This is a genomic window from Pseudomonas sp. ArH3a (genome assembly GCF_022648765.1).
Taxonomy (GTDB): domain Bacteria; phylum Pseudomonadota; class Gammaproteobacteria; order Pseudomonadales; family Pseudomonadaceae; genus Aquipseudomonas.
Genome location: NZ_CP080330.1, coordinates 5,239,104 through 5,263,064, shown reverse-complemented (window position 1 = coordinate 5,263,064; position 23,961 = coordinate 5,239,104). Strand labels below are relative to the sequence as shown.

Below are 23,961 nucleotides of genomic sequence, written 5' to 3'. Positions count from 1 at the left end.
ATGGCACACGCAGCGCAAATTAAGATCCCCGCCACCTACATGCGTGGCGGCACCAGCAAGGGCGTGTTTTTCAGCCTCAAGGACCTGCCCGCCGCCGCGCAGGTGCCGGGTGCCGCACGCGATGCCTTGCTGTTGCGGGTGATCGGCAGCCCCGACCCCTACGACAAGCAAATCGACGGCATGGGCGGCGCCACTTCGAGTACCAGCAAAACCGTGATCCTGGCCAAGAGCACCCGCGCCGATCATGACGTGGACTACCTGTTTGGCCAGGTCTCGATCGACAAGCCTTTTGTCGACTGGAGCGGCAACTGCGGCAACCTGTCGGCAGCGGTGGGGTCGTTCGCCATCAGCGCCGGCCTGGTCGACCCGGCCCGAGTGCCCCGCAACGGCGTGGCCGTGGTGCGGGTCTGGCAGGCGAATATCGGCAAGACCATCATTGCTCACGTGCCGATCACCGACGGCACGGTGCAGGAAACCGGCGACTTCGAACTCGACGGCGTGACCTTTCCCGCCGCCGAAGTGCAGCTGGAGTTTATGGACCCGGCGGCGGAAGAAGAGGGCGGCGGTGGCTCGATGTTTCCCACTGGCAACCTGGTCGATGACCTTGAAGTGCCCGGTGTCGGCACCTTCAAGGCGACGCTGATCAACGCCGGCATTCCGACGATTTTCATCAACGCTGAAGACCTCGGCTACACCGGCACCGAGCTGCAAGGCGCAATCAACAGCGACCCCAAAGCCCTGGCGATGTTCGAGACCGTTCGGGCCTATGGCGCATTGCGCATGGGCCTGATCAAGCACCTCGACGAAGCTGCCCAGCGTCAGCACACGCCGAAGGTCGCGTTTGTGGCCAAACCTGCCGATTACGTGGCGTCCAGTGGCAAGGCGATCAAGGCCGGTGATGTGGATTTGCTGGTGCGCGCGCTGTCCATGGGCAAGTTGCACCACGCCATGATGGGCACGGCGGCGGTGGCGATTGGCACGGCGGCGGCGATATCCGGCACCTTGGTGAACCTCGCCGCCGGTGGTGTTGAGCGCAATGCGGTGCGCTTCGGGCATCCGTCGGGCACCTTGCGTGTCGGTGCTGAAGCGACTCAAGTGAACGGTGAATGGGTCGTTAAAAAAGCCATCATGAGCCGCAGCGCGCGAGTCCTTATGGAAGGCTTCGTCCGCGTCCCAGGCGACGCCTTCTAACAGCTTGCACCGACCCCATGTGGGAGCGGGCTTGCCCGCGAATGCGGTGGACCAGTCACCTTATGTGCGACTGACAGACCGCCATCGCGGGCAAGCCTGCTCCCACTCGCAATGGTGGTATCTGCACGACCAAGGCAGGCAATCAGACCTGCCACACCACGATCAACCCTGACCCTGAGGATGGAACAACCCCTAACTGTTTGGAGAACTGCCATGAGCGCCAACGTCGACCAGAACAACCGCCCCGACTACGACCAGGTCCTGCAGGACATCGCCGATTACGTCCTCAATTACCGCATCGAGTCCCGGGACGCCTTGGACACTGCCCGCAACTGCCTGATGGACACCCTCGGCTGTGGCCTGCTGGCCCTGCGTTTCCCGGAGTGCACCAAGCACCTGGGGCCGATCGTCGAGGGCACCGTCGTCCCGTTCGGCGCGCGCGTGCCCGGTACCTCGTTCCGCCTGGACCCGGTCAAAGCCGCGTGGGACATCGGCTGCATTGTGCGTTGGCTCGACTACAACGACACCTGGCTCGCCGCCGAATGGGGTCACCCTTCGGATAACCTCGGTGGCATCCTCGCCGTGGCTGATCATCTTTCGCAAAAGCGCGTGGCCAATGGCGACGCGCCGCTGACCGTGCGCGCGGTGCTGGAAGCGATGATCATGGCCCACGAAATCCAAGGTGTGATTGCCCTGGAAAACGCCTTCAATCGCGTCGGCCTTGACCATGTGCTGCTGGTGAAAGTCGCCTCCACGGCGGTCACGGCCAAGCTGATGGGCGCCAACCGCGAGCAGTTGCTGGCTGCGTTGTCCCACGCGTTCGTCGATGGCCAGGCACTGCGTACTTATCGGCATGCGCCGAACGCCGGCTCGCGCAAATCCTGGGCGGCAGGCGATGTATCCAGCCGTGGCGTGCGCCTCGCGGATATCGCCCTGCGCGGCGAGATGGGCATTCCTGGTGTGTTGAGCGCGCCGCAGTGGGGTTTCTACGACGTGCTGTTCAGCCACACCAACAAGGACCTGGCGCTCAAGCCTGAAGACAAACGCGCGTTCAGCCTGTCCCAGCCCTACGGCACCTACGTGATGGAAAACGTGCTGTTCAAGATCAGCTTTCCCGCCGAGTTCCATGCACAAACCGCCTGCGAAGCGGCGGTGACGTTGCACCCACAGGTCAAAGATCGCCTGGCTGACATCGATCGCATCGAGATCACCACCCACGAGTCGGCGATTCGCATCATTTCCAAGGTCGGGCCACTGGCCAACGCCGCCGACCGCGACCACTGCCTGCAATACATGACCGCCGTACCGCTGGCCTTTGGCAATCTGGTGGCCGAGCAGTACGAGGATGAATTCCACGCCGCGTATCCGATCATTGATGAGTTGCGCGACAAGATGGTCATCGTCGAAGACCCGCGCTACAGCCGCGAATATCTGGAGGCGGACAAGCGCTCTATCGCCAACGCGGTGCAGGTGTTTTTCAAGGATGGCACTCACACCGAGCAGGTCGCGGTGGAGTACCCGATTGGGCATCGTCGGCGTCGGGTGGACGGCATTCCGTTGCTGGAAGACAAGTTCAAGGCCAACCTGGCCACGCGGTTTACCGCGCAGCGCAGTGGGGAGATTTTTGCGTTGTGCAAGGATCAGGCGCGGCTTGAGGCCACGCCGGTTAACCGGTTTGTAGATCTGTTCGTTATTTAGAAGGCACTACAAAACTAATGTGGGAGCGGGCTTGCTCGCGAAAGCGGAGTGTCAGGCAATTCATCTGTCACTGACACACGGCATTCGCGAGCAAGCCCGCTCCCACACAAGCCTGTTCCCACCTTTGGATGGGTGGTGGCCTCAGGTAATTACATACTGCCTTCCACATCATCCAGGCTAAACGTCTCGGTGTGGTCGTCATACGAAAAAATCTCCGCATACCGCCCCCACGCCACCACGCTTTCCAGGGTTTTTTCCACAAAAGCTTCGGTCATCGAGTCTTCCAATTCCTGCTCGAAGCGCACCCGTGGCGCCCGATGCCCGCTGCGTTCCAGCAGCACGTGATGAATGCGCGCGGCCAACGGCACGTGCCGGATCAAGTGCTCGGCAAACAGGGTTTTGCGTTCCTGGGTGCCGTAGTCGGCGAACAGCTTGCCGGCGTCGGTGAGGGTGATGTCGGCGCCCTTGAGTTCGGCAAACCCCAAATGCTCAAGCATCTCCGCCACTGGGAACAGGTCGTCTACTTCCAGCAGGCGCCGTTCGGCAACCGTCGGCAAACCGGCGTGGCCGTTGTAAGGCTCGGCGGCCAGGGTTTCGATCAGGCCGGCCATCAGGTTGGTGGACACTTCCGGCAGCAGGCTGCCCATTTTCAACTCGGGTATGCCTTTGGCATCTGCGCTGCGCCGGTCGGTCATCAGCGCATAGATGTCATCGACCATTTGCCGGAAGGTCGGGTCCAGGCGGTTGCGCGGGTGCGCGAACGGCACTTTGATTTCGGCGACCACACGGCCGGGGTTGGACGACAACACCAGGATGCGGTCGCACATCAGCACCGCTTCTTCGATGTTGTGGGTCACGATCAGGATGGACTTGATCGGCAGCTGTTTGCCGCTCCACAAATCCAGCAAGTCGGTACGCAGGGTTTCGGCGGTGAGCACGTCCAGGGCGGAGAAGGGTTCGTCCATCAGCAGCAAGGTCGGGTTCACCACCAAGCCGCGGGCAAACCCCACGCGCTGGCGCATGCCGCCGGACAACTCACGCGGGTAGGCGTTTTCAAAGCCGTCCAGGCCGATCAGGTCGATGGCGGCCAGGGCGCGTCGGCGGCTTTCCTTGCGTTCGACCTGCAAGGCTTGCAGGCCGGCTTCGACGTTTTCCAGCACGGTCAGCCAGGGGAACAGCGCAAAGGTCTGGAACACCATGGCCACGCCTTCGGCCGGGCCGTGCAATGGCACGCCGTTATAGAGGACTTCGCCCGACGACGGCTGAATCAGCCCGGCGATGATGCGCAACAGCGTGGACTTGCCTGAGCCGGAGCGGCCGAGCATGCCGACGATCTCGCCTTCGTGCAGGCTCAAGTCCACGCCGCTGAGCACTTGCAGTTCGTCTTTGCCTTTGCCGAAGACGCGGTTGACGTTTTTCAGCGAGTAGATTTTCGGCGTATCAGCAGCGTGTTCGGTAGAGGTATTCATCACAGCGAATCCCATCAATTCAGACGAAGTTTGTTTTCAGCCAAGGCGTACATCGGCCGCCACACGGCGCGGTTGAAGGCCACCACGAAGATCGACATCACCACCACGCCCAAGGCGATCTTGGGGAAGTCGCCGGCGGCGGTGGTCTGTGCGATGTAGGCACCCAACCCGTGGGCGACCACGTTGTCCTGGCCCCAAGACACGTACTCGGAAACGATACTGGCGTTCCACGCGCCGCCCGAGGCGGTAATGGCACCGGTGACGTAGTAGGGGAAGATCCCCGGCAGCATCACCTTGCGCCACCACAGCCAGCCGCGAATGCGGAAGTTGGCGGCGGCTTCCTTGAAGTCATTCGGGAACGCGCTGGCCCCGGCGATCACGTTGAACAGGATGTACCACTGGGTGCCCAGCACGATCAGCGGGCTCAGCCAGATGTCGGGGTTGAGCTTGTAGTGCAGGATCACGATGACGAACACCGGGAACAGCAGGTTCGCCGGGAACGCGGCAAGGAACTGCGCCAGCGGCTGGATTTTTTCCGCAAGGCTTGGGCGCAAACCGATCATTACACCCAAAGGCACCCAGATCAGCGAAGCGATCAGGATCAACCCGGTGACCCGCAGCAGCGTGATCAAGCCCAGTACAAACACATGGCCGACCTCGGCGAAGGTCACCTCGGTGCCGACGTACAGCACGATGTGGTACAGCGCATAGGCGGCCATCAGCGCAATCAGTGTGCCCCACACCCAATCGATCACTTTCGAGGTTGCCGGTGTTTGCGCCGGCAGCGCCTTGAGTGCACCGCCCGCGAGGCTGAAGCGTTTGTTGCCGAGGCGGCTGATGGCGCGCGTGATCGGGCGCAGGATGCGCTGGACCACGCGCGTGCGTTGGATCAGGTTCAGCACCCAAGACTGCGGCGCGGCGCCCTGGGAGGCGGTGTTTTCCATGCGGAATTTGTCCGCCCAGGCCACCAAGGGGCGAAACAGGAACTGGTCGTACAGCAGGATCACCACCACCATCGCCAGAATCACATACCCCACGGCGTGCAGGTCTTTCTGGGCAATCGCCAGGGCCAGGTACGAACCCACGCCCGGCAAGGTGATGGTCTTGTCGCCGACGGTGATGGCTTCGGAGGCGACCACAAAAAACCAGCCGCCGGACATGCTCATCATCATGTTCCACACCAGCCCAGGCATGGCGAACGGCACGTCGAGCTTCCAGAACTTTTGCCAACCGGAGAGGCGCAGGTTGGTCGACACTTCCACCAGGTCATGGGGCAGCATGCGCAGCGACTGGTAGAAGCTGAACGTCATGTTCCAGGCCTGGCTGGTAAAAATCGCAAAGATCGCCGCGAACTCGGCGCCCAATACACGCCCGGGAAACAGCAGCAGGAAAAACGTCACAGTAAAGGAGATGTAACCCAGCACCGGCACTGATTGCAGGATGTCGAGCACCGGCACCAGCAGCTTCTCGGCGCGCCGGCTTTTGGCCGCCAGGGTGCCGTACAACAGCGTAAAGATCAGCGCCGCGACCATCGCCGCGAGCATGCGCAACGTGGTGCGCATCGCGTACTCCGGCAGGTTGGCCGGGTCGAGGGAAATGACTTCACTTTGCAAGGTGGCGATAGGCGCCCAGGTCTCGCGGGCGGTGATGGAAAAAAACAGTAGAAAGCCGATCACCAGGGGCAGGGCGACCAAGTCCCAGCGGTTGGGCAGCAAGCGCAGCGTGGACGCCGGTAAATAGTGACGGAACACTCTGTTCATAGGCAGTCAGTCCTGCAGCGTTCAGGTTCAGGGGCGTGGTGGGGAGTGAGCTTAGCTGCCGCACGAATGCCCCACCGAGAAGGATGGGCGCTGTTTTCGTGAGTCAGGGGCAACGCGGCGTTGCTGGCGGGATTGTACGTTTCTGAATGTTACAAGCACATAAATTTGCTGTCAGTTCCCTGTACGAACTGCGTCTAAGGCGTGGGTGCTTCAGCTGCGCGCCCGTTACGCAAGCCGCCAGACATAGCCGTTTTTTTGCCTATGAAACAAATAGCTACTCACACTTCCTACAGCCTCGGAACCCTCTTTCAGATATATGCCAATCAGGTAAGCAGATGGCTTGCAACTGCAGGCCTCTGGTAATCGGCAATTGCGAATTCAATACCTGAATCTGGGAAGGTAACTATGACTAGCGTAAACACTCGGCCAGCCCCCTACACCGTTGGCTATGAAGAACCGCAAAAAAACCCGGCGCCCATCCGCTACCAAGACAGCGCCAACGCATCTGGACAGTACGGCACCCCGGCCGATTCGGCACCTCCCCGTGCCCCAATGACGCCCGAACAGCGTGGTCCGTTTTCGAGTCGCAACAGAATCGTTCACTCGCAGCAGTCACAGGGCGCAGGTTCAGCAGGCCAGTTAGCAGCGCTGACTCAAAAAAATAACGAGCTTCGTGCCAAGCTTCAGGGGTTTTCCGCCGAGGTCAGGCCGCAGATCCAGAACCTTCAAAAGCAAGTCGTCGACCTGACTCAGCAACTCAATACGCCAGACAAAGCCACTCAGGGCACCTCAAATGAGCCTGGCGGCACGCTGCAGAACCGTTCCGCAGGTGAACAGGGCGTTGCGCCATCAAACGATTTGCCGTCCACGCAAGACGCATCAGGTACTGAGCCTGGCCAGGGTCAGAGCCTTGAAGAGTTGAACCGTGAGATCAAAGAGTTTCGCAAGGACATTTTAAGTTTGTTTGGGGAACTCAAGACGGCGATTCAACAACTGCAAGAGCAAATCCAGACGTTGACTCAACGCATCGATACGCTTGGCACTGCTCAAACCCCGCCACCTTCTGGGCCGCAGGATACCGTTGAGGCTGACTCTTCACCCCAACCACTGGCGGCCACGCCTGATGACGCACCGTCGCCCGCAACTGATGACGCACCGTCGCCCGCGACTGATGACGCACCGTCGCCCGCGACTGATGACGCATCGGCGCCCGCGACTGACGAAACGCAGGCCCCGAGCAATGAGCCAGAAGCGTCTGCTCCTCGCGGTATTGAAGAACTCATGCAGGAGAACGTACAGCTTCAGGCCGGGCTTGATCAGATGGACGTTCAGTTCAAAGCAGTGGTTTCGCAGCTCCAAGAGCAGATCAAGGCGTTGAGTAAGAAAATCAGCGAGCAGAAGTAGTAGGGCTTGGCATCGCATCAGCCAGCATGGGGCACCCTCCCCATGCTTGAGCGTGCTGGCATCAAGCTTTCACTCAAACCGCAGAATCACCCGGCGGTTGTGTTTGCTCTTCTTCTCGATCTTCTCGCAGAACACTCGGCCGATTTCCTCGGTATTGATCACATGGGTGCCGCCGCAGGGTTGGATATCAATCCCGGTAATGTCGATCACCCGTACCGAGCCTTGGATCACCGGCGGTGCAACTGCCTGGGTGCGCGTGATCTGCAACAGGGTTGAATACTCCGAGGCCGGCATCGACAGCGTTTTTACTGCGTGGGCCTGTTCGATCAATGCATTGAGGTCGCGGGTGATGCTGTCTTTGTCGAGGGTCATTTCCGGTAGGTCGAAATCCAGTCGACCCTTGTCCGCGCTGATGCTGCAGCCGGTGACGGGCGCATCAATGATCGAGCACAGCAAGTGCAGGCAGGTGTGCATCTTCATGTGCTGGTAGCGGCGCTCCCAGTCCAGGCTCGCATCCACCTGCACCCCGGCGGTCAACTGCTCAGGGCAATGTTCCACCTGATGCCAGATGATTGAGCGCAGCACCGGGTCGCGCACGGTGCCGACCACCTCGACACGCGTGCCATCGGCCAGGGTGAGGTAGCCGGTGTCTCCCGGCTGGCCGCCGCCGGTGGGGTAAAACAGCGTGTGCTCTAGGGCGATGCCGTGTTCGCTGATGGCAATCACCCGGGCGCTGAAGGCGTTCTGGTAGGGCGCGCTGTCGAACAGCGCCAGGGTTTCCATGGTGTGCACGGACATGTTCAACCTCCGACAATCAGTGGGCTGGCTTGCAGCAGGTGGCGCACCATCGCGCTCAAGCCAGGGGGGGAGAGCAGGGTGATTTCAAATTCCGGCCCGCAGACTTTCAGGTTCAGCGGCAGGCGTGGCAGCTGTTCGCCGATGTCGAGGCGACACAGGCGAAATTGCAGGTGGTGGCGCTCTTTCACCGTGGGTTCGAGCATCAGCCCCTTCAAAGGGTGAAAGTCGGCGTCCAGCACCGTGACCTTGTGGCTGGCGCTGACTTCGCCGACTACGTGCAAACGCTCATCCAGGGCGAAGGCGCCGAGGTAGTTGCTGTGGTCGGTTTCGGCGTTTTTCTGCAGCTGGACCTGGTTGACTACCTTGACCTTGGTGCCTGCCGGCACGTCCTGGGTGATGACACACGAGGGGCTGATAAAGACGTTGTCGCCGATCAGCACATACCCCAGCACCCGGGCGCCGGAGCCGACTTCGACATTGTTGCCCAAGCGAGGGTGGCGTTTGCCGTCCGGGTTGTTGGCAATGCCCCGGGCGCCGAGGGTGACGCCGCAGAGGATGTAGCAGTCGTTGCCGATCTCGCAGGTTTCGCCGATCACCGTGCCGTAGCCATGGTCCAGCACAAAGCGCCGGCCGATACGCGCTGCGGGGTGAATCTCGGCGCCGGAATGGATTTTGCCCTGGTTGCTGAGCTTGAGGGCGATGCGCGAAAACACGCCGTTGGTCTGGTCAGGAAAATTCCACACCAAGTGCGCGAGGCGGTAAAACAGCACCGCCTTGAACGAGGCGTAGGATTCCAGGATCAACTCGCCGCGCCCGCGTGATGCCGGGTCGCGATAGGCGTAGGCGATCAAGTCTTCAGCCACCGCCTGGGCGGCGTTCTGGATCAGCGGCGCCAAGTGCGGTTCCAACTGCTTCATCTGCGCCGGCGTCAGGGTCTTGATGAGGTGGGTGAGCAACTCATCGTGCAGCTGTTGCATGTCGATAAAGCCTCCCATGGAGGCACCCCCGCATTCTGGATGGTTGGGAAACCGGTTATTCGAAACTGGGCAGGTAGCTGTCAGCATTGTCATAGACCATGGTCAACACCACCGTTTCGGGCGGCAGTTCGGGGGCGAGTTGGGCGATGGCGACCATGTTGGCGGCCGAGGACAAGCCCAGGCTGATGGCGTCGGTACGCATGATGCGTTTCATCATGTCGATGCACGCCTGGCGCGAGACCTTGAGCATGCCGTCGATCACGTTCACGTTGAGAATGCTCGGGATCAAGCCAATCGACAGGCCCTGGATATGGTGCGGCGCGTGCTGGTCTTTCAGCAGGTCGCACTCCTCTGGCTCCACGCCCATGACGCGCATGGCCGGCCAGGCGGCCTTGAGGGTTTCGCCTATCCCGGTGATGTGGCCGCCGGTGCCGATGCCGCTGACGAAGTAGTCCACGCGCCGCTCACCGAAGGCGCTGAGGATCTCCGGTGCGGTGGTGTCGCGGTGGGTTTGCGGGTTGGCGCGGTTGCGTTGCTGGTTGAGCATCACGTAGCTGGGGTTTTCCAGCTGCAGTTCCATGCACTTTTCGCCGTGGGAGTTGTTCCCCAGGCGGCTGTCCGACAGCACCACCTTGGCGCCGTACAGGCGCAGCAGTTTCTGCTTTTCGGGGCTGTAGTTGTCGGGGATCACCAGTACCACTTTGTAGCCCAGTACGTTACCGGCCATCACTAGGCCGATACCGGTGTTGCCACCGCTGGGTTCGATGATGGTTTGCCCGGAATCACGCATCAACACGCCCCGGCGCTCGGCGTCGAGGATCATGCCCAGAGCGATGCGCGCCTTGTGGCTGCCTCCGGGGTTGAGGGATTCCAGCTTGGCGTAGACCTCGATGCCGAGGTCTTCGGAAAACTGCGCCAGACGCACAATCGGCGTATGGCCGATGACGTCGAGAATGGAGTTATGCAACATCGGTCAGCCCTCGGCTCAGTACAACGGCATGTCGGGTTCGACGTCGCGAACCCAATGTTTCATGCCACCCTGCAGGACCTTGGTGTTGGCAAAACCGGCGGCCAGTAAGGTACTTGCGGCTTGCTCGGCACGGGTGCCGGCGTAGCAGATCAGGTAGTGGGTGTTGTCGCGGCTGAGGCTGTCGAGTTGCCCATCCAGTTCGGCCAGGGGGATATGCACCACGCCCGGCAATTTGCACACTTCCAGTTCGCTGGCATCGCGCACATCCAGCAACACGTCGGCGCTGCGGTGGTGGTCGAGCACTTGCTTGAGCACGCGGGGCTTGATGTAGCGTTCTTCGGCCAGGGTAGGTTGGCTCGGGATGGCATCGGCGCAGACCGCTGGCGCCACGGTTTCGCTGTGGCGCAGCTCCGAGCAGCACGGGCAGTCGGCACGGCGCTTGAAGCGCACTTCGCTGAACTTCATCGCCAGTGCATCAAAGCGCATCAGCCGACCGGACAACGGCTCGCCAATACCGATCAGCAACTTGATGGCTTCGGTGGCCTGGATCATCCCGACCACGCCCGGCAATACGCCGATCACGCCACCGGCGCTGCAGTTGGGCGCCAGTTCGGCCGGCGGCGCTGATGGGAACAGGCAGCGGTAGCACGGCCCACCCTTATAGTTGAGCACGCTGATCTGCCCGTCGAAGCGGTAGATGGCGCCGTATACCAAGGGCTTGCCGAGTTGTACGCAGGCGTCGTTGACCCGATAACGGGTGTCGAAATTGTCGGTGCCGTCGATCACCAGATCGTAGGCGCCGACCAATTCCAGGGCGTTGTCGGCATTGAGCGCGGTGTTGTGCGCGTTGATCTGGATGTGCGGGTTGAGGTCTTGCAGGCGCTGCTTGGCGGACTCGACCTTGGGCATGCCCAGGGTGCTGTTGCCGTGGACGATCTGGCGTTGCAGGTTGCTGCTTTCCACCACATCAAAGTCCACCAGGCCCAGGGTGCCGATGCCGGCCGCCGCCAGGTACAGGCTGATGGGCGAGCCCAGGCCGCCGGTGCCGATGATCAATACCTTGGCTTTTTTCAGGTTCAACTGACCTTCGCGGCCGACACCTGGCAGGGTGATGTGGCGTACGTAGCGTTGTACCTCTTCGTTGCTAAGGGCGGCTTCGTTGCTAAGCGCCGTTTCATTGCTTAAGCCCTCGACGTCCATGCCGCCGGAGGTAGCGAGCAGCACTTCGATTTTGGCCTTTGCCGGCAAGGGCTCGTCGGCGCCGATCAGTTCTTCCTCGGCAGTGAACAGGAAGTGTTCCTTGAGCTGGTTGTTCTTCTCGTGAAACAGATGGGCACGTAACTGTGGGTGGCTGCTGCAGAGGTTTTCAATGACTTCGCGCAATGTCGATCCGGTGCTCTCAAGGGTCGATTCCGGCAGCTTGGCCACGCGAACCAGAATATCGGGGAAAGAGACAGCGTTCATGGACAACTCCGTGTGCAGGTCGTTGAAGGGTTGAGGAGCGAAATGCTTGCCATCCCAGGCAAACAGCTTTGAGCCCAGGGCGTGGCCCTGGCGAACGTCCACCACCAAATAGCTGACGGGGTAGATCGGCTCACCCAGGAACAGTGCCTTGTCCTGGTCTTCGTCACTGAAATAGGCGCCCACATCCGGGTGCGAGTGATAGATCACCACCACCGGGTTCTCACTGCGAAACGCCTTGTTCATCAGTAGGGTGTCAGCCACGGAAAAGGTGTAGCCGTTGGCCGCGCTGCGCGGGTACATCTCGGGGTTCTTGCGGTGCAGCTCGTTCTGAATATTGCTGCCCAGGTACACGCTGCCGTCGGCGAAGACAAAACCACAGCATTCCTCGGGGTAGCTGCGGCTGGCGTGGGCGTAGATCTGTTCCAGGGCTTCGGGGCGGAGGACGTCCATGTTTCTCTCGCGTTGCTGGGTGAGGGGTGAAAGGGTCAATTTTTCTTGGCCAGGAGTTTTTCAACCGGCAACTTGGTGATCGCAAAACCGGCCAGCAGGATGGCCGAGTACAGCATCAAGTCGCGGGAAATTTCCACGCCTTCGTACCAGGCGCCGATGATCACCGCGAACACCGGGAAGATGATGAATACGAACGACAGAATGATCGGGCTCAAGCGCTTGAGGAGCATGAAGTACACGATAAAGCCGCCCACCGATGCCACCAGCCCCAGGTAGAACAACGCGCTCCAGGACCGCAGGGTGATGTTTTCGAAGGTCGGCGTTTCAAACCACAGGCCGGCCACGAACAGCATCAACCCGGCAATGCCGATGGGCAGGGTGTTGTAGGTGATCACGCTGATGGCGCTGCCTTTTTGCTTGGTGATGACATAGCACAAGGCATGCATGATCGCGGCGGTCAGAATCGCCAGTACTCCGAAGAACTCGGCGTGGTCCAGGTGCAGGCCCTGGCTCTTGATGATCATGTAAAGGCTGCCGAAACCGATGCCGATGCCGACCACCTGGGAAAAGTAGATGCGCTCACGCAGGAACAGCGCGGAAAAGATCAGGATGAACACCGGCATGCAGCTGAACAGCAGCGCAGTCAGGCCGGACGAGACATGCATCTCGCCGTAGTTGAGCAGGTAATAAGGAACGCTGAAGTAGGAAAGGGTCACGAAGACGAAAAACCAGCGGCTTTCTCGCGGGAACAGAATCGGCTCGCGTCGCACCAGGGCAAAACACAGGAATAGCGGGAAGGCGATCAAGAAACGCAGGCCCGCCGATGTCAGCGGTGGCACGCTTTCGACGGCGATCTTGATCCCCAGCCACGTGGTACCCCAACTCAGGCACACGATAAGAAACATCATGCTGGTGACCAAGCCGGCCAACCACTGTTTCTGAGTTTTTGTTTTTGTTGTGTTTTCAAGAACGGCGGACATTGGCATCGTTTATTGCTTCCCTGAGCCGGAATTGAACTCTATATTGACTGTGTATTAAGTTGTTTCATTCGGTGATTGAACCCGTAAAAGCACACTATTAGGGCGAATGATGACTGTCAAAACAAATATTGACATGGTGTCAATTATGCGTGAGGGGTTGTCCAGCGGTCAGGGCGTGAAGTACAAGCGCCTGTCCGATGTGATGGAGCGGGGCATCCTCGAAGGCTTGATTGAACCCGGACGAAAACTGCCGCCCCACCGGGTGCTTTCCGACAATCTGGGTGTGACCATTGGCACCATCAGCCGCGCCTACGGTGAGTTGGAACGCCTGGGGTTGGTGGTGGCGCGGGTGGGTGACGGCACATTCGTGCGCAAGCGTGGGATGGAGCGCCAACGCGATGAAGGCTTTCGCAACGTCAGCGAGGAGCCACGCCATTACTTCGACATGAGCCGTAACATGCATATTCCTGGGCTGGAGACGGTGTTTCTGGCCCAGAGCTTCCAAACCTTGTCGACCAATACCAAGTTCCTCCAGGACATCAGCGCCTACACCCCGGATGCCGGGTTGCCGCGCTACCGTGAGGCTGGGGCGCAATGGCTGGTACAGCGTGATTTTCATCCGATTCCGGAGCAGGTTATCTGCGTCAATGGCGGCCAGCATGGCTTGCTCTGCGCGATGATGGCGTTGCTGCGGGCGGGCGATACGGTGGTGACCGAGCAGCTTACCTATCCTGGGCTGATCACGGCTGCGCGCATGCTCGGCGTGCGGCTGATCGGCCTGGAGATGGATGACGAAGGCGTGCTGCCGGGCGCGCTCGATGAAGTCTGTCGTAATCACCGGGTGTCGGCGTTGTACTGCACGCCTACCATCCAGAACCCGACCACGGCCGTATTGTCGGTCGCGCGCCGGGAAGCCCTGGTTAAAGTGTGCCGCGAGCACAACCTGCTGATTCTTGAGGATGAAGCCCACGGCGTATTGGTAGAAGACCGGCCGCCGCCCCTCAGCCATTTCGCGCCTGAGCGTACGATTTTGATCAGCAGCCTGAGCAAGGCAGTGTCCGCCGGCTTGCGGGTGGGCTATGTGCATGCGCCACCGGCGCTGGTCAGCCGCATTTCGGCGGCCTTGCGCTCGACCTGTTGGATGGCCACGCCGGTCACCCTGGAACTGGCGACCCAGTGGATCGAAAACGGCACGGCAGAGTACCTGCTACGCCAGCAGATCAGCGAAATCAGCCGCCGTAAAATCTTGGTGCAGGACCTGTTGGCGGGCCTGGAATACCGCACTCACCTTAATAGCCCGCACTTCTGGATTGAAGTACCGGAGCCTTGGCGCGCGTCGGAAATCGAGGCGGAGCTCAAGCAGAATAATTACCTGATCGCCACCGCCGAAGCGTTTGCCGTAGGACAGACGGCAGTGCCGCAATTTATTCGGGCGAGTATCTGTAATACGTCGGGGGATGATCAGTTGTTGCGGGCGGGGTTTGATGCGCTGGCGACGGCGTTGGGGCAGGGTGGGGACAGGTTTCACCTGTAGACGCCGGCTCTTTGTGACGAGCGGGCTTGTCGTGGCAAGCCCGCGGGCCACAAATAAGTTGCTCAGCCCGCTTGCCACAGGAAATTCATAGTCGTTGGCTTATTTGAAGCGCCGCTCCACACCTTTCTCCACCAAAATCTTCGCCGAAATCTCTTCCACCGAAAAATGCGTGGAATTGATGTGCGCAATATTCTCGCGACGGAACAGATTTTCCACCTCGCGTACTTCGAACTCGCACTGGGCGTAGCTCGAATAGCGGCTGTTGGGCTTGCGCTCGTTACGGATGGCGGTGAGGCGGTCCGGGTCGATGGTCAGGCCGAACAGCTTGTGCTGGTGCGCGCGCAGGGCGGCCGGCAGCGTCAGGTGTTCCATGTCGTCCTCGGTCAGCGGGTAGTTGGCCGCGCGAATGCCGAACTGCATGGCCATGTACAGGCACGTCGGCGTCTTGCCGCAGCGGGACACGCCCACCAGGATCAAATCGGCTTTGTCGTAGTAGTGAGTGCGGGCGCCGTCATCATTGTCGAGGGCGAAGTTCACCGCCTCGATACGCTCCATATAGTTGGAGTTGTGCCCTATGGAATGGGACTTTCCTACGGAATAGGAGGAGTGTTCACTCAGCTCCTGTTCCAGCGGCGCCAGGAACGTGGAGAAAATGTCGATCATGAAACCATTGGAGGTTGCAAGGATCTCACGGATGTCTTGATTGACGATGGTGTCGAAAATGATCGGCCGAAAGCCGTCTTTTTCAGCCGCCAGATTGATTTGTTGTACCATGGCCCGCGCTTTATCCACGTTGTCGATATAGGGCCGCGTGAATTTGGCGAAGGTAATGTTTTCGAACTGTGCGAGCAGGCTCTGACCCAATGTTTCGGCTGTGATGCCGGTGCCGTCGGAGATAAAGAAAGCAGATCGTTTCATTTGAGCCCTAGGCCTTAAGCTGATGGCGAATCTTGGATATGATAGGCGCGATTTTGCCGTCCCGCAGTGGGCCGCATTCTCACTTATTTTCCAGGTCCAGGCCACAAGCGCTGGCGTTTGCTCCTACTGAGCCGCCGGCGTCCTGAGCTTTTCCAACACAGAAAGTGGAGAGATCACCTTGGTAGAGTACGTAGTTTCCCTCGATAAGCTCGGCGTCCATGATGTAGAGCATGTGGGGGGCAAGAACGCATCCCTCGGCGAGATGATCAGTAATCTTGCAGGCGCTGGTGTCTCGGTGCCCGGTGGTTTCGCCACCACGGCTCAGGCTTACCGCGATTTCCTCGAACTGAGCGGCCTCAATGCTCAGATTCACGCCGCGCTGGACGCCCTGGACGTCGATGACGTCAATGCCCTGGCCAAGACCGGTGCCCAGATCCGTAAATGGATCATGGACGCCGAGTTCCCCGAGAAGCTCAACGAAGAAATCCGTACCGCCTTCGCCACGCTGTCGGCCGGTAACCCGGACATGGCCGTCGCCGTGCGCTCCTCGGCCACAGCCGAAGACTTGCCGGACGCCTCTTTTGCCGGCCAGCAAGAAACCTTCCTGAATATCCGTGGCGTCGAAAACGTAATCCGCGCCGCCAAGGAAGTGTTTGCCTCGCTGTTCAACGACCGCGCCATTTCCTACCGCGTACACCAAGGTTTCGACCACAAACTGGTGGCTTTGTCTGCCGGCGTGCAGCGCATGGTGCGTTCGGAAACCGGCACCGCCGGCGTGATGTTCACCCTGGACACCGAATCGGGCTTCCGTGACGTGGTATTCATCACCGGCGCCTACGGCCTGGGCGAAACCGTCGTACAAGGCGCGGTCAACCCGGACGAATTCTACGTCCATAAACACACCCTTGAGGCTGGCCGCCCGGCCATCCTGCGCCGCAACCTGGGCAGCAAAGCCATCAAGATGATCTACGGCGACGAGGCCAAGGCCGGTCGCTCGGTTAAAACCGTTGAAGTCGACAAGGCCGAGCGCGCGCGTTTCTGCCTGACTGACGCTGAAGTCAGCGAATTGGCCAAGCAAGCGATGATCATCGAAAAGCACTACAAGTGCCCGATGGACATCGAGTGGGCCAAGGACGGTGACGACGGCAAGCTGTACATCGTGCAGGCGCGGCCTGAAACCGTGAAAAGCCGCACCTCGGCCAATGTCATGGAACGTTACTTGTTGAAAGAAACCGGCACCGTGCTGGTGGAAGGCCGTGCTATCGGCCAGCGCATCGGCGCCGGCAAGGTGCGGATCATCAAGGACGTGTCCGAAATGGACAAAGTCCAGCCAGGCGACGTGCTGGTCTCCGACATGACCGACCCGGACTGGGAACCCGTGATGAAACGCGCCAGCGCCATCGTCACCAACCGTGGCGGGCGTACGTGCCACGCGGCGATCATCGCCCGTGAGCTGGGCATTCCGGCGGTCGTCGGTTGCGGCAATGCCACCCAGCTGTTGAAAGATGGCCAGGGCGTGACGGTATCCTGCGCTGAAGGCGACACCGGTTTCATCTTTGAGGGTGAACTGGGCTTCGACATCAAGCAAAACTCCATCGATGCCATGCCTGACCTGCCGTTCAAGATCATGATGAACGTCGGTAACCCGGACCGTGCCTTCGATTTCGCGCAGTTGCCGAACGCTGGTGTGGGCCTGGCCCGTCTGGAGTTCATCATCAACCGCATGATCGGCGTGCACCCCAAGGCCCTGCTGAACTACGACGGCCTGCCGCCGGACATCAAGGAAAGCGTCGACAAGCGCATCGCCGGTTACAACGACCCGGTGGGCTTCTACGTCGAGAAACTGGTGGAAGGCATCAGTACCCTGGCGGCGGCGTTCTACCCGAAAAAGGTCATCGTGCGCCTGTCGGACTTCAAGTCCAACGAATACGCTAACCTGATCGGCGGCAAGCTTTACGAGCCGGAAGAAGAAAACCCGATGCTGGGCTTCCGGGGCGCCTCGCGTTACATCAGCGAAGCCTTCCGCGATTGCTTCGAGCTTGAGTGCCGTGCCCTCAAACGCGTGCGCAACGAAATGGGTCTGACCAACGTCGAAATCATGGTGCCGTTCGTACGCACCCTGGGCGAAGCGAGCCAGGTGGTCGACCTGTTGGCGGAAAACGGCCTGAGCCGTGGCGAAAACGGCCTGCGCGTAATCATGATGTGCGAACTGCCGTCCAACGCCATCCTGGCTGAGGAGTTCCTGGAATTCTTCGACGGCTTCTCCATCGGCTCCAACGACCTGACCCAGTTGACCCTGGGCCTGGACCGTGACTCAGGGATCATCGCCCACCTGTTTGATGAGCGTAACCCTGCGGTCAAGAAGCTGCTGGCCAACGCCATTCAGGCCTGTAACAAGGCCGGCAAGTACATCGGTATCTGCGGCCAAGGCCCTTCCGACCACCCTGACCTGGCCAAATGGCTGATGGAGCAGGGCATCGAAAGCGTCTCGCTGAACCCCGACTCCGTACTGGAAACCTGGTTCTTCCTCGCAGAAGGCCAAGCGTCCGCCTAAGGTCGACGCGTCAAAAGTGCCGGTCACTCGCCAAGGGTGACCGGCATTCTTATCTGTACTGGGCGGAACTCCTTACGGACGCCGCCCTTTTTTGTGCAAGAGCATTATGCAAAGCAGCAGCAACCTGTTTCCCGTCGCCCTGATCAGTGCTGAACGTCGCGGCGACCTGAGTGAAGATGTGTACCGCCTCAAACCCAGTAACAGCCCAGACGGCACCGTCGAGTTGGCCGTGACCCGTTTGGGCCTGGCCGATGTCCCGGAAAACCGGGGCACGCCGGTCATTTTGTTGCATGGCAGTTTTTCCAATCGGCGTTTCTGGTACTCGCCCAAAGGCATCGGCCTGGGCGCTTACCTGGCGCGCCAGGGGTTTGATGTGTGGATCCCGGAAATGCGCGGGCATGGTCTTTCCAAGCGTAACCAGGACTACGCCAGAAATCGTGTCGCCGACTACGCGCGTTACGATTTACCGGCCATTGGTGCGTTTGTGCGTGAGCAAAGTGCGCAAATTCCGCATTGGATCGGGCATTCCCTGGGCGGCACCGCCTTGGCGGCGGCCCTCGGTGGTCAACACCTTGGCGCGCCGGCAGTGGCCTCGGTGGCGTTGTTTGGCTGCCAGGTCAGCCGTACCCATTGGCCGTTGAAAATTCCACCGGTGGAGTGGACCAGCCGTTTGCTCTTGAAACGCTTTGGCGAAGTGTCGGGCACGCGGCTTAAGCGCGGTCCCGAGGACGAGCCGGCGGGCGTGATGATTGAAACCATGCGCTGGAATGGCCTGTTCGGTCGCTTTGGCGATGGAAAGCAAGATTGGTGGAAAGGCCTGGCCGACGTCGACGTGCCGCTGTTGGCGGTGAGCGCGGCGGGCGACCGGCAGGATCCGGATTGGGCGTGCCGCAAGTTGTTTGAGCAGGTCGGTTCCGAGCATCGCCAATACCTGTGCCTGGGGCGCCAGCAGGGCTTTAGCGGTGATTTCGGGCATGTCGAGATGCTGGTCAGCAAAGCCGCCCAAGCTGAGGTGTGGCCGATGGTGGCGCGATGGTTGAAAGATCCGCTGACACCTTTAACCGGGGCACACGCTGAAGTACTTGCAGGGGTTTGAACAAGCGCTCTACCAAGGGCGTTTCACTCGGGAGTGGTTGCGGCTAAGATATGACGCGTTAAACGCTTCTGGTCATATTCAGTCGCGCAGTGCCTATTGCGTTGCGCCGAGGTGAGTCTGATCATGGCGGCCGCCAACGGGTGAACCCTTAAAGAATGCCTGTTGCGCCACGTTTTTCTGATGTACACCGTGGGATGTTCGACCTCTTTTTTGACGACAGGAGTTTCTCGATGAACCATTACGTGACGCCCGACTTGTGCGACGCCTACCCCGATCTGGTGCAGGTGCTTGAGCCGATGTTCAGTAATTTCGGCGGCCGAGACTCCTTTGGCGGCGAAATCGTCACCATCAAATGCTTCGAGGACAACTCCCTGGTCAAGGAGCAGGCCGACCAGCCGGGCGCCGGCAAGGTGCTGGTGGTCGATGGCGGTGGTTCTCTGCGTCGCGCGTTGCTGGGCGACATGATCGCCGAGAAAGCCGCCAAAAACGGTTGGGAAGGGCTGGTGATCTACGGTTGCATCCGTGATGTCGATGTCATTGCCCAGACCGACCTGGGTGTGCAAGCGCTGGCGACGCACCCGATGAAAACCGACAAGCGCGGTATTGGTGATTTGAACGTGGTAGTGACCTTCGCCGGCGTGACTTTCCGCCCGGGTGAGTACATCTACGCCGACAATAATGGCGTGATCGTCTCGCCAAGCCCGCTGAAAATGCCTGAATAAACCGCAGTAACCGATAGGGGTGAGGATGTTCGAGGAAGAAAACGCGCAATGGGGGCTGGTGCATGCCCTGGTGCTGGACGGTAAAGGCGGTGCGCGTTCGATTGCCCGGACTGAGCTCGACGACTTGCAACTGCAGCCCCAGGAAAGCCTGTGGCTGCATTGGGATCGCAGCCATCCTCAGACCCAGACCTGGCTGCGCAAATCCAGTGGCTTGAGTGAATTCGCTTGCGACTTGCTGCTGGAGGAAAACACCCGCCCGCGCCTGTTGCCGCTGCCGGATGCGCAATTGCTGCTGTTTTTGCGTGGGGTCAACCTCAACCCGGGCGCCGAGCCCGAAGACATGGTTTCGGTGCGTATCTTTGCTGCGGCCAGTCGCGTGATTTCTCTGCGCTTGCGCCCGCTGCGCGCCACTGATGAGCTGCTGGTGCAACTGGCAGACGGCAAGGGGCCAAAAACTGCGTCGGAACTCATCCTTTATATGGCGCAGTACCTGACCAACAAAGTGCAGGATCTGGTCACTGATTTATCCGAAATCGTCGATTTTGAGGAAGAAAAAATTGATACCGACGAACGGTATACTCCGGAGCATGGCAGCGTTTTGCAGATCCGTCGGCGAGCGGCGGGCCTCAAGCGTTTCCTGGCGCCACAGCGGGATATTTTTGCCCAGCTGACGCGGATCAAATTGCCGTGGTTCTGTGACGACGATGCCGACTATTGGAATGAATTACACAACAGCCTGACCCGCTACCTGGAAGAGCTCGAATTGGCTCGGGAGCGCGTGGGGCTTGTACTTGAGGCCGAAGACCGGCGCTTGAGCGTGCGCATGAATCGCACCATGTACCGCTTCGGGATCATCACTGGGATCTTCCTGCCGATGAGTTTTCTCACCGGTTTGCTGGGTATAAATGTGGGCGGTATTCCGTTCTCCGCCAGCCCGTATGGCTTCGTGATTGCGTGCCTGATGATGGTGGCCGTTGCGTTGGGGCAGTGGTGGTTATTTCGACGATTGCGCTGGGTTTGACCTGAATGTGAGCTGAACGTACCAAGGGGCCCATGTGACCCCAAGAATTTAACCCTCGTCTTTTAAATCACTTGCGAGAGGTCTTTATGCACGATCCGTTCGAACAGTCTTTGCGTGACATGCTGAATGCTTCGCCGTCCAACCGGGACGACGATGCCTGCCTGGGCCGCGTGTTGAAAACCGCCAACCGTCAGGTAGGGGCGGGAGACCTGTTCGGTCTGCTCGGTCGTTGGTTGCCGGCGTTGATGATGGCCCTGAACAATGGTTCGGCCCACGTTTCGCCGGTTTCCCGTCGTAAACCTCTTGCTCGCACTGCTGATAAGGCTGATTGAATATGGAACTTGATCTCTGGACCCAGAGCCTGGTCACTGCGATGACCGCATTGTGGACCAAGGTGGCGAATTTCATTCCAAACCTGTTTGGTGCTCTAGTCTTGGTATTGCTGGGCTTTGTCGTGGCCAAGTTGCTCGACACCCTGCTGTCCAAATTACTCGCCAAACTCGGTCTGGACCGCTTGATGGCAGGCACCGGCCTGACCAAGTTGTTGGGCCGTGCCGGGTTGCAAGTGCCGATCTCGACCCTGATCGGGAAGATCGTCTACTGGTTCGTTCTACTTATTTTTCTGGTTTCTGCGGCTCAGTCCCTTGGACTTGAGCGAGTTTCAGCTACGCTCGATATGCTGGCGCTGTATTTGCCGAAAGTGTTCGGCGGCGCGCTGGTGTTGCTGGTAGGCGTTTTACTGGCGCAATTAGCCAATGGGCTGGTGCGCGGGGCGGCTGAAGGCGTGGGTCTGGACTATGCTGCGGGCCTGGGGCGAATCGCCCAGGGGCTGGTGATCATCATCAGTATTTCCGTCGCGATCAGCCAGTTGGAGGTCAAAACTGACCTGCTCAACCACGTGATTGTGATTGTTTTGATTACCGTTGGTCTGGCCGTTGCGTTGGCCATGGGGTTGGGAAGCCGGGAAATTGCCGGTCAGATTCTTGCGGGAATCTATGTGCGTGAGCTGTATCAGGTTGGGCAACAGGTGCGTGTGGGCGAGGTCGAAGGGCAAATCGAAGAGATCGGTACCGTGAAGACAACGGTGCTGACCGATGACGGTGACCTGGTGTCACTGTCCAACCGGATTCTCCTCGAGCAGCAGGTCAGTAGCCGCTAACCCGGAAAATCCTGCTAATGTACGCCGCCGCAAACCCGGGTGACCGGGCTGTAGCGGACATTGACCTGACTGTCGGCACGACTTGTTTTGAATAAAGCCCAAACGCTGTCCACGCGCTATGACCCCCGTGAGCTCTCTGATGAGGAGTTGGTCGCGCGCGCGCACACGGAGCTGTTTCACGTAACACGCGCGTACGAAGAATTGATGCGCAGATATCAACGCACTCTGTTCAACGTTTGTTCAAGGTATTTAGGGAACGATAGAGATGCGGATGATGTCTGTCAGGAAGTGATGCTCAAGGTGCTGTACGGCCTGAAGAACTTCGAGGGCAAATCGAAGTTCAAAACATGGCTCTATAGCATCACGTACAACGAGTGCATCACGCAGTATCGTAAGGAACGGCGAAAGCGTCGCTTGATGGACGCTTTGAGTCTGGACCCCCTTGAGGAAGCGTCTGAAGAAAAGGCGCCGACACCCGAGGAAAAGGGCGGACTTGATCGCTGGTTGGTGCATGTGAATCCGATTGACCGTGAAATTCTAGTGCTACGATTCGTCGCAGAGCTGGAGTTTCAGGAAATTGCTGACATCATGCACATGGGTTTGAGTGCTACAAAAATGCGTTACAAACGTGCTCTTGATAAATTACGTGAGAAATTTGCGGGCGAGACTGAAACTTAGTGCGTGGCAAATATCTCTTACGTGTAGGCAAGTTCTGTTAGACTTGTCGCCGAGTTGTCCCCCGGTTTGTGGGACTGCTTTACAATCACCAGATGGGGATTTAACGGATGAAACTGAAAAACACCTTGGGCTTGGCCATTGGTACTCTTATTGCCGCTACTTCTTTCGGCGCACTGGCACAAGGCCAAGGCGCAGTTGAAGGCCAGCTGTTCTACAAAAAGCAGTTCAACGATAGCGTCAAGCACATCGAAGACGGCTACAACCCTGGCGCCAGCATCGGTTACTTCATTACCGACGACGTGTCGGTTAACCTGAACTACGACACCACCAACCACACCCGTTCGAACGACGGTACTGGTAACCAGAAGATCAAAGGTGACACTGGCAGCGTGACTGCTCAGTACCACTTCGGTCAGGCCGGTGTTGACTCCCTGCGTCCATACGTAGAAGGTGGTTTCGGTCACCAGAGCCGTACCAACGTTAAGGTCGACGGCCACAGCGGTCGCGATCAGTCGACCCTGGCTATCGCTGGCGCTGGTGTGAAGTACTACTTCACCAACAACCTGTTCGCACGTGCTGGCGTTGAGTCTGACTACAACCTGGACAACGGCAAGTGGGATTACTCCGCACTGGTCGGCCTGGGCGTAAACTTCGGCGGTAACGCTGGCGCAGTTGCTCCAGCTCCTACCCCAGCACCAGCTCCAGAGCCAGTTCCAGAGCCAGAAGCTCCGGTTGCTCAGGTTGTTCGTGTTGAGCTGGACGTTAAGTTCGACTTCGACAAGTCGGTTGTTAAGCCTAACAGCTACGGCGACGTGAAAAACCTGGCCGACTTCATGGCTCAGTACCCAACTACCAACGTAGAAGTTACTGGTCACACTGACTCCATCGGTCCAGACGCCTACAACCAGAAGCTGTCCCAGCGTCGTGCTGACGCTGTTAAGCAAGTCCTGGTTAAAGACGGCGTAGCTCCTAGCCGTGTTACTGCGGTAGGTTACGGCGAATCCCGCCCAGTTGCTGATAACGCAACTGAAGCTGGCCGCGCTGTTAACCGTCGCGTAGAAGCGTCGGTTGAAGCTCAAGCTCAGTAATTACTGAGTGGTAGAAAAAAGCCCGGCTTA

At 59.4% G+C, this 23,961-nt stretch carries 20 protein-coding genes; 12 read left to right on the top strand and 8 right to left on the bottom strand.

What is annotated here, in order from left to right; all coding sequences use genetic code 11:
* Complete coding sequence (gene prpF, locus K0P33_RS24015) at positions 1–1,191, top strand: 2-methylaconitate cis-trans isomerase PrpF (protein ID WP_094950303.1); 1,191 nt, start codon at positions 1–3, stop codon at positions 1,189–1,191.
* Positions 1,192–1,404: 213 nt separating this feature from the next.
* Positions 1,405–2,889: a 2-methylcitrate dehydratase gene (gene prpD / locus K0P33_RS24010; protein WP_242151883.1), complete on the top strand. Its 1,485-nt coding sequence runs from the start codon at positions 1,405–1,407 to the stop codon at positions 2,887–2,889.
* A 149-nt stretch (positions 2,890–3,038) separates the two neighbouring features.
* Here the strand turns inward: prpD and K0P33_RS24005 are convergent, their stop codons facing one another.
* Both K0P33_RS24005 and K0P33_RS24000 read right to left on the bottom strand, forming a co-directional pair.
* On the bottom strand, positions 3,039–4,358 hold the full coding sequence (locus K0P33_RS24005) for a nitrate/sulfonate/bicarbonate ABC transporter ATP-binding protein (RefSeq protein ID WP_094949553.1): 1,320 nt from the start codon (positions 4,356–4,358) through the stop codon (positions 3,039–3,041).
* A 14-nt stretch (positions 4,359–4,372) separates the two neighbouring features.
* On the bottom strand, positions 4,373–6,118 hold the full coding sequence (locus K0P33_RS24000; RefSeq protein WP_094949554.1) for an ABC transporter permease subunit: 1,746 nt from the start codon (positions 6,116–6,118) through the stop codon (positions 4,373–4,375).
* Between the two features lie 405 nt (positions 6,119–6,523).
* Between K0P33_RS24000 and K0P33_RS23995 the strand changes: the two genes are divergently transcribed.
* Positions 6,524–7,522 carry a hypothetical protein gene (locus tag K0P33_RS23995; protein WP_242151881.1) on the top strand — a complete coding sequence of 333 codons (999 nt, stop codon included), beginning with the start codon at positions 6,524–6,526 and terminating at the stop codon, positions 7,520–7,522.
* Positions 7,523–7,591: 69 nt separating this feature from the next.
* Here the strand turns inward: K0P33_RS23995 and K0P33_RS23990 are convergent, their stop codons facing one another.
* The 5 genes from K0P33_RS23990 to K0P33_RS23970 are packed head-to-tail and all read right to left on the bottom strand — an operon-like array spanning position 7,592 to position 13,110.
* Entirely contained in the window at positions 7,592–8,320 is a 729-nt protein-coding gene (locus K0P33_RS23990) for an alanyl-tRNA editing protein (protein ID WP_094949556.1), read from the bottom strand.
* A 2-nt stretch (positions 8,321–8,322) separates the two neighbouring features.
* Positions 8,323–9,315 carry a serine O-acetyltransferase gene (locus K0P33_RS23985; protein WP_094949557.1) on the bottom strand — a complete coding sequence of 331 codons (993 nt, stop codon included), beginning with the start codon at positions 9,313–9,315 and terminating at the stop codon, positions 8,323–8,325.
* Between the two features lie 37 nt (positions 9,316–9,352).
* Positions 9,353–10,267 (bottom strand): cysteine synthase family protein, encoded by a 915-nt coding sequence (locus K0P33_RS23980; protein ID WP_094949558.1) that lies wholly within the window; start codon positions 10,265–10,267, stop codon positions 9,353–9,355.
* A 15-nt stretch (positions 10,268–10,282) separates the two neighbouring features.
* Positions 10,283–12,181, bottom strand: a complete 1,899-nt coding sequence (gene moeB / locus K0P33_RS23975; protein WP_242151878.1) for a molybdopterin-synthase adenylyltransferase MoeB — start codon at positions 12,179–12,181, stop codon at positions 10,283–10,285.
* A 35-nt stretch (positions 12,182–12,216) separates the two neighbouring features.
* A complete protein-coding gene (locus tag K0P33_RS23970; protein ID WP_176462902.1) occupies positions 12,217–13,110 on the bottom strand; it encodes an EamA family transporter in 894 nt (297 codons plus the stop codon).
* Positions 13,111–13,270: 160 nt separating this feature from the next.
* Here K0P33_RS23970 and K0P33_RS23965 point away from each other — a divergent pair, with 160 nt between their 5' ends.
* Entirely contained in the window at positions 13,271–14,695 is a 1,425-nt protein-coding gene (locus K0P33_RS23965; RefSeq protein ID WP_094949634.1) for a PLP-dependent aminotransferase family protein, read from the top strand.
* A gap of 99 nt (positions 14,696–14,794) precedes the next feature.
* Here the strand turns inward: K0P33_RS23965 and K0P33_RS23960 are convergent, their stop codons facing one another.
* Entirely contained in the window at positions 14,795–15,613 is an 819-nt protein-coding gene (locus tag K0P33_RS23960; RefSeq protein ID WP_094949561.1) for a pyruvate, water dikinase regulatory protein, read from the bottom strand.
* Positions 15,614–15,791: 178 nt separating this feature from the next.
* Here K0P33_RS23960 and ppsA point away from each other — a divergent pair, with 178 nt between their 5' ends.
* The 8 genes from ppsA (at position 15,792) to K0P33_RS23920 (ending at position 23,931) form a co-directional block, all read left to right on the top strand.
* A complete protein-coding gene (gene ppsA, locus K0P33_RS23955; protein ID WP_094949562.1) occupies positions 15,792–18,167 on the top strand; it encodes a phosphoenolpyruvate synthase in 2,376 nt (791 codons plus the stop codon).
* Positions 18,168–18,273: 106 nt separating this feature from the next.
* Complete coding sequence (locus K0P33_RS23950; protein WP_242151876.1) at positions 18,274–19,263, top strand: alpha/beta fold hydrolase; 990 nt, start codon at positions 18,274–18,276, stop codon at positions 19,261–19,263.
* Between the two features lie 230 nt (positions 19,264–19,493).
* Positions 19,494–19,985, top strand: coding sequence for a ribonuclease E activity regulator RraA (rraA, locus tag K0P33_RS23945; protein WP_094949564.1), 492 nt, complete (start codon positions 19,494–19,496; stop codon positions 19,983–19,985).
* A 25-nt stretch (positions 19,986–20,010) separates the two neighbouring features.
* Positions 20,011–21,006, top strand: a complete 996-nt coding sequence (locus tag K0P33_RS23940; RefSeq protein WP_094949565.1) for a zinc transporter ZntB — start codon at positions 20,011–20,013, stop codon at positions 21,004–21,006.
* A gap of 86 nt (positions 21,007–21,092) precedes the next feature.
* Positions 21,093–21,338 (top strand): hypothetical protein, encoded by a 246-nt coding sequence (locus tag K0P33_RS23935; protein WP_005790375.1) that lies wholly within the window; start codon positions 21,093–21,095, stop codon positions 21,336–21,338.
* Between the two features lie 2 nt (positions 21,339–21,340).
* Positions 21,341–22,165, top strand: coding sequence for a mechanosensitive ion channel domain-containing protein (locus K0P33_RS23930; protein ID WP_003175519.1), 825 nt, complete (start codon positions 21,341–21,343; stop codon positions 22,163–22,165).
* A gap of 87 nt (positions 22,166–22,252) precedes the next feature.
* Positions 22,253–22,843 carry an RNA polymerase sigma factor SigX gene (gene sigX, locus K0P33_RS23925; protein WP_083357325.1) on the top strand — a complete coding sequence of 197 codons (591 nt, stop codon included), beginning with the start codon at positions 22,253–22,255 and terminating at the stop codon, positions 22,841–22,843.
* Between the two features lie 107 nt (positions 22,844–22,950).
* The gene (locus tag K0P33_RS23920; RefSeq protein ID WP_242151873.1) at positions 22,951–23,931 is read left to right on the top strand and encodes an OmpA family protein; all 981 of its coding nucleotides are present in this window, start codon (positions 22,951–22,953) and stop codon (positions 23,929–23,931) included.
* The last annotated feature ends 30 nt before the right edge of the window (positions 23,932–23,961 follow it).

Bases quoted from the DNA above. Each gene is read 5' to 3' on its own strand.
- K0P33_RS23940 (WP_094949565.1), top strand. From the start codon at position 20,011: ATGTTCGAGGAAGAAAACGCGCAATGGGGGCTGGTGCATGCCCTGGTG.
- moeB (WP_242151878.1), bottom strand. From the start codon at position 12,181: ATGGACGTCCTCCGCCCCGAAGCCCTGGAACAGATCTACGCCCACGCC.
- K0P33_RS23930 (WP_003175519.1), top strand. From the start codon at position 21,341: ATGGAACTTGATCTCTGGACCCAGAGCCTGGTCACTGCGATGACCGCA.
- prpF (WP_094950303.1), top strand. From the start codon at position 1: ATGGCACACGCAGCGCAAATTAAGATCCCCGCCACCTACATGCGTGGC.
- rraA (WP_094949564.1), top strand. From the start codon at position 19,494: ATGAACCATTACGTGACGCCCGACTTGTGCGACGCCTACCCCGATCTG.
- K0P33_RS23920 (WP_242151873.1), top strand. From the start codon at position 22,951: ATGAAACTGAAAAACACCTTGGGCTTGGCCATTGGTACTCTTATTGCC.
- prpD (WP_242151883.1), top strand. From the start codon at position 1,405: ATGAGCGCCAACGTCGACCAGAACAACCGCCCCGACTACGACCAGGTC.
- K0P33_RS23950 (WP_242151876.1), top strand. From the start codon at position 18,274: ATGCAAAGCAGCAGCAACCTGTTTCCCGTCGCCCTGATCAGTGCTGAA.
- K0P33_RS23980 (WP_094949558.1), bottom strand. From the start codon at position 10,267: ATGTTGCATAACTCCATTCTCGACGTCATCGGCCATACGCCGATTGTG.
- K0P33_RS23965 (WP_094949634.1), top strand. From the start codon at position 13,271: ATGACTGTCAAAACAAATATTGACATGGTGTCAATTATGCGTGAGGGG.
- K0P33_RS23990 (WP_094949556.1), bottom strand. From the start codon at position 8,320: ATGTCCGTGCACACCATGGAAACCCTGGCGCTGTTCGACAGCGCGCCC.
- K0P33_RS23995 (WP_242151881.1), top strand. From the start codon at position 6,524: ATGACTAGCGTAAACACTCGGCCAGCCCCCTACACCGTTGGCTATGAA.
- K0P33_RS23985 (WP_094949557.1), bottom strand. From the start codon at position 9,315: ATGGGAGGCTTTATCGACATGCAACAGCTGCACGATGAGTTGCTCACC.
- K0P33_RS23960 (WP_094949561.1), bottom strand. From the start codon at position 15,613: ATGAAACGATCTGCTTTCTTTATCTCCGACGGCACCGGCATCACAGCC.
- K0P33_RS23935 (WP_005790375.1), top strand. From the start codon at position 21,093: ATGCACGATCCGTTCGAACAGTCTTTGCGTGACATGCTGAATGCTTCG.
- K0P33_RS24000 (WP_094949554.1), bottom strand. From the start codon at position 6,118: ATGAACAGAGTGTTCCGTCACTATTTACCGGCGTCCACGCTGCGCTTG.
- K0P33_RS24005 (WP_094949553.1), bottom strand. From the start codon at position 4,358: ATGAATACCTCTACCGAACACGCTGCTGATACGCCGAAAATCTACTCG.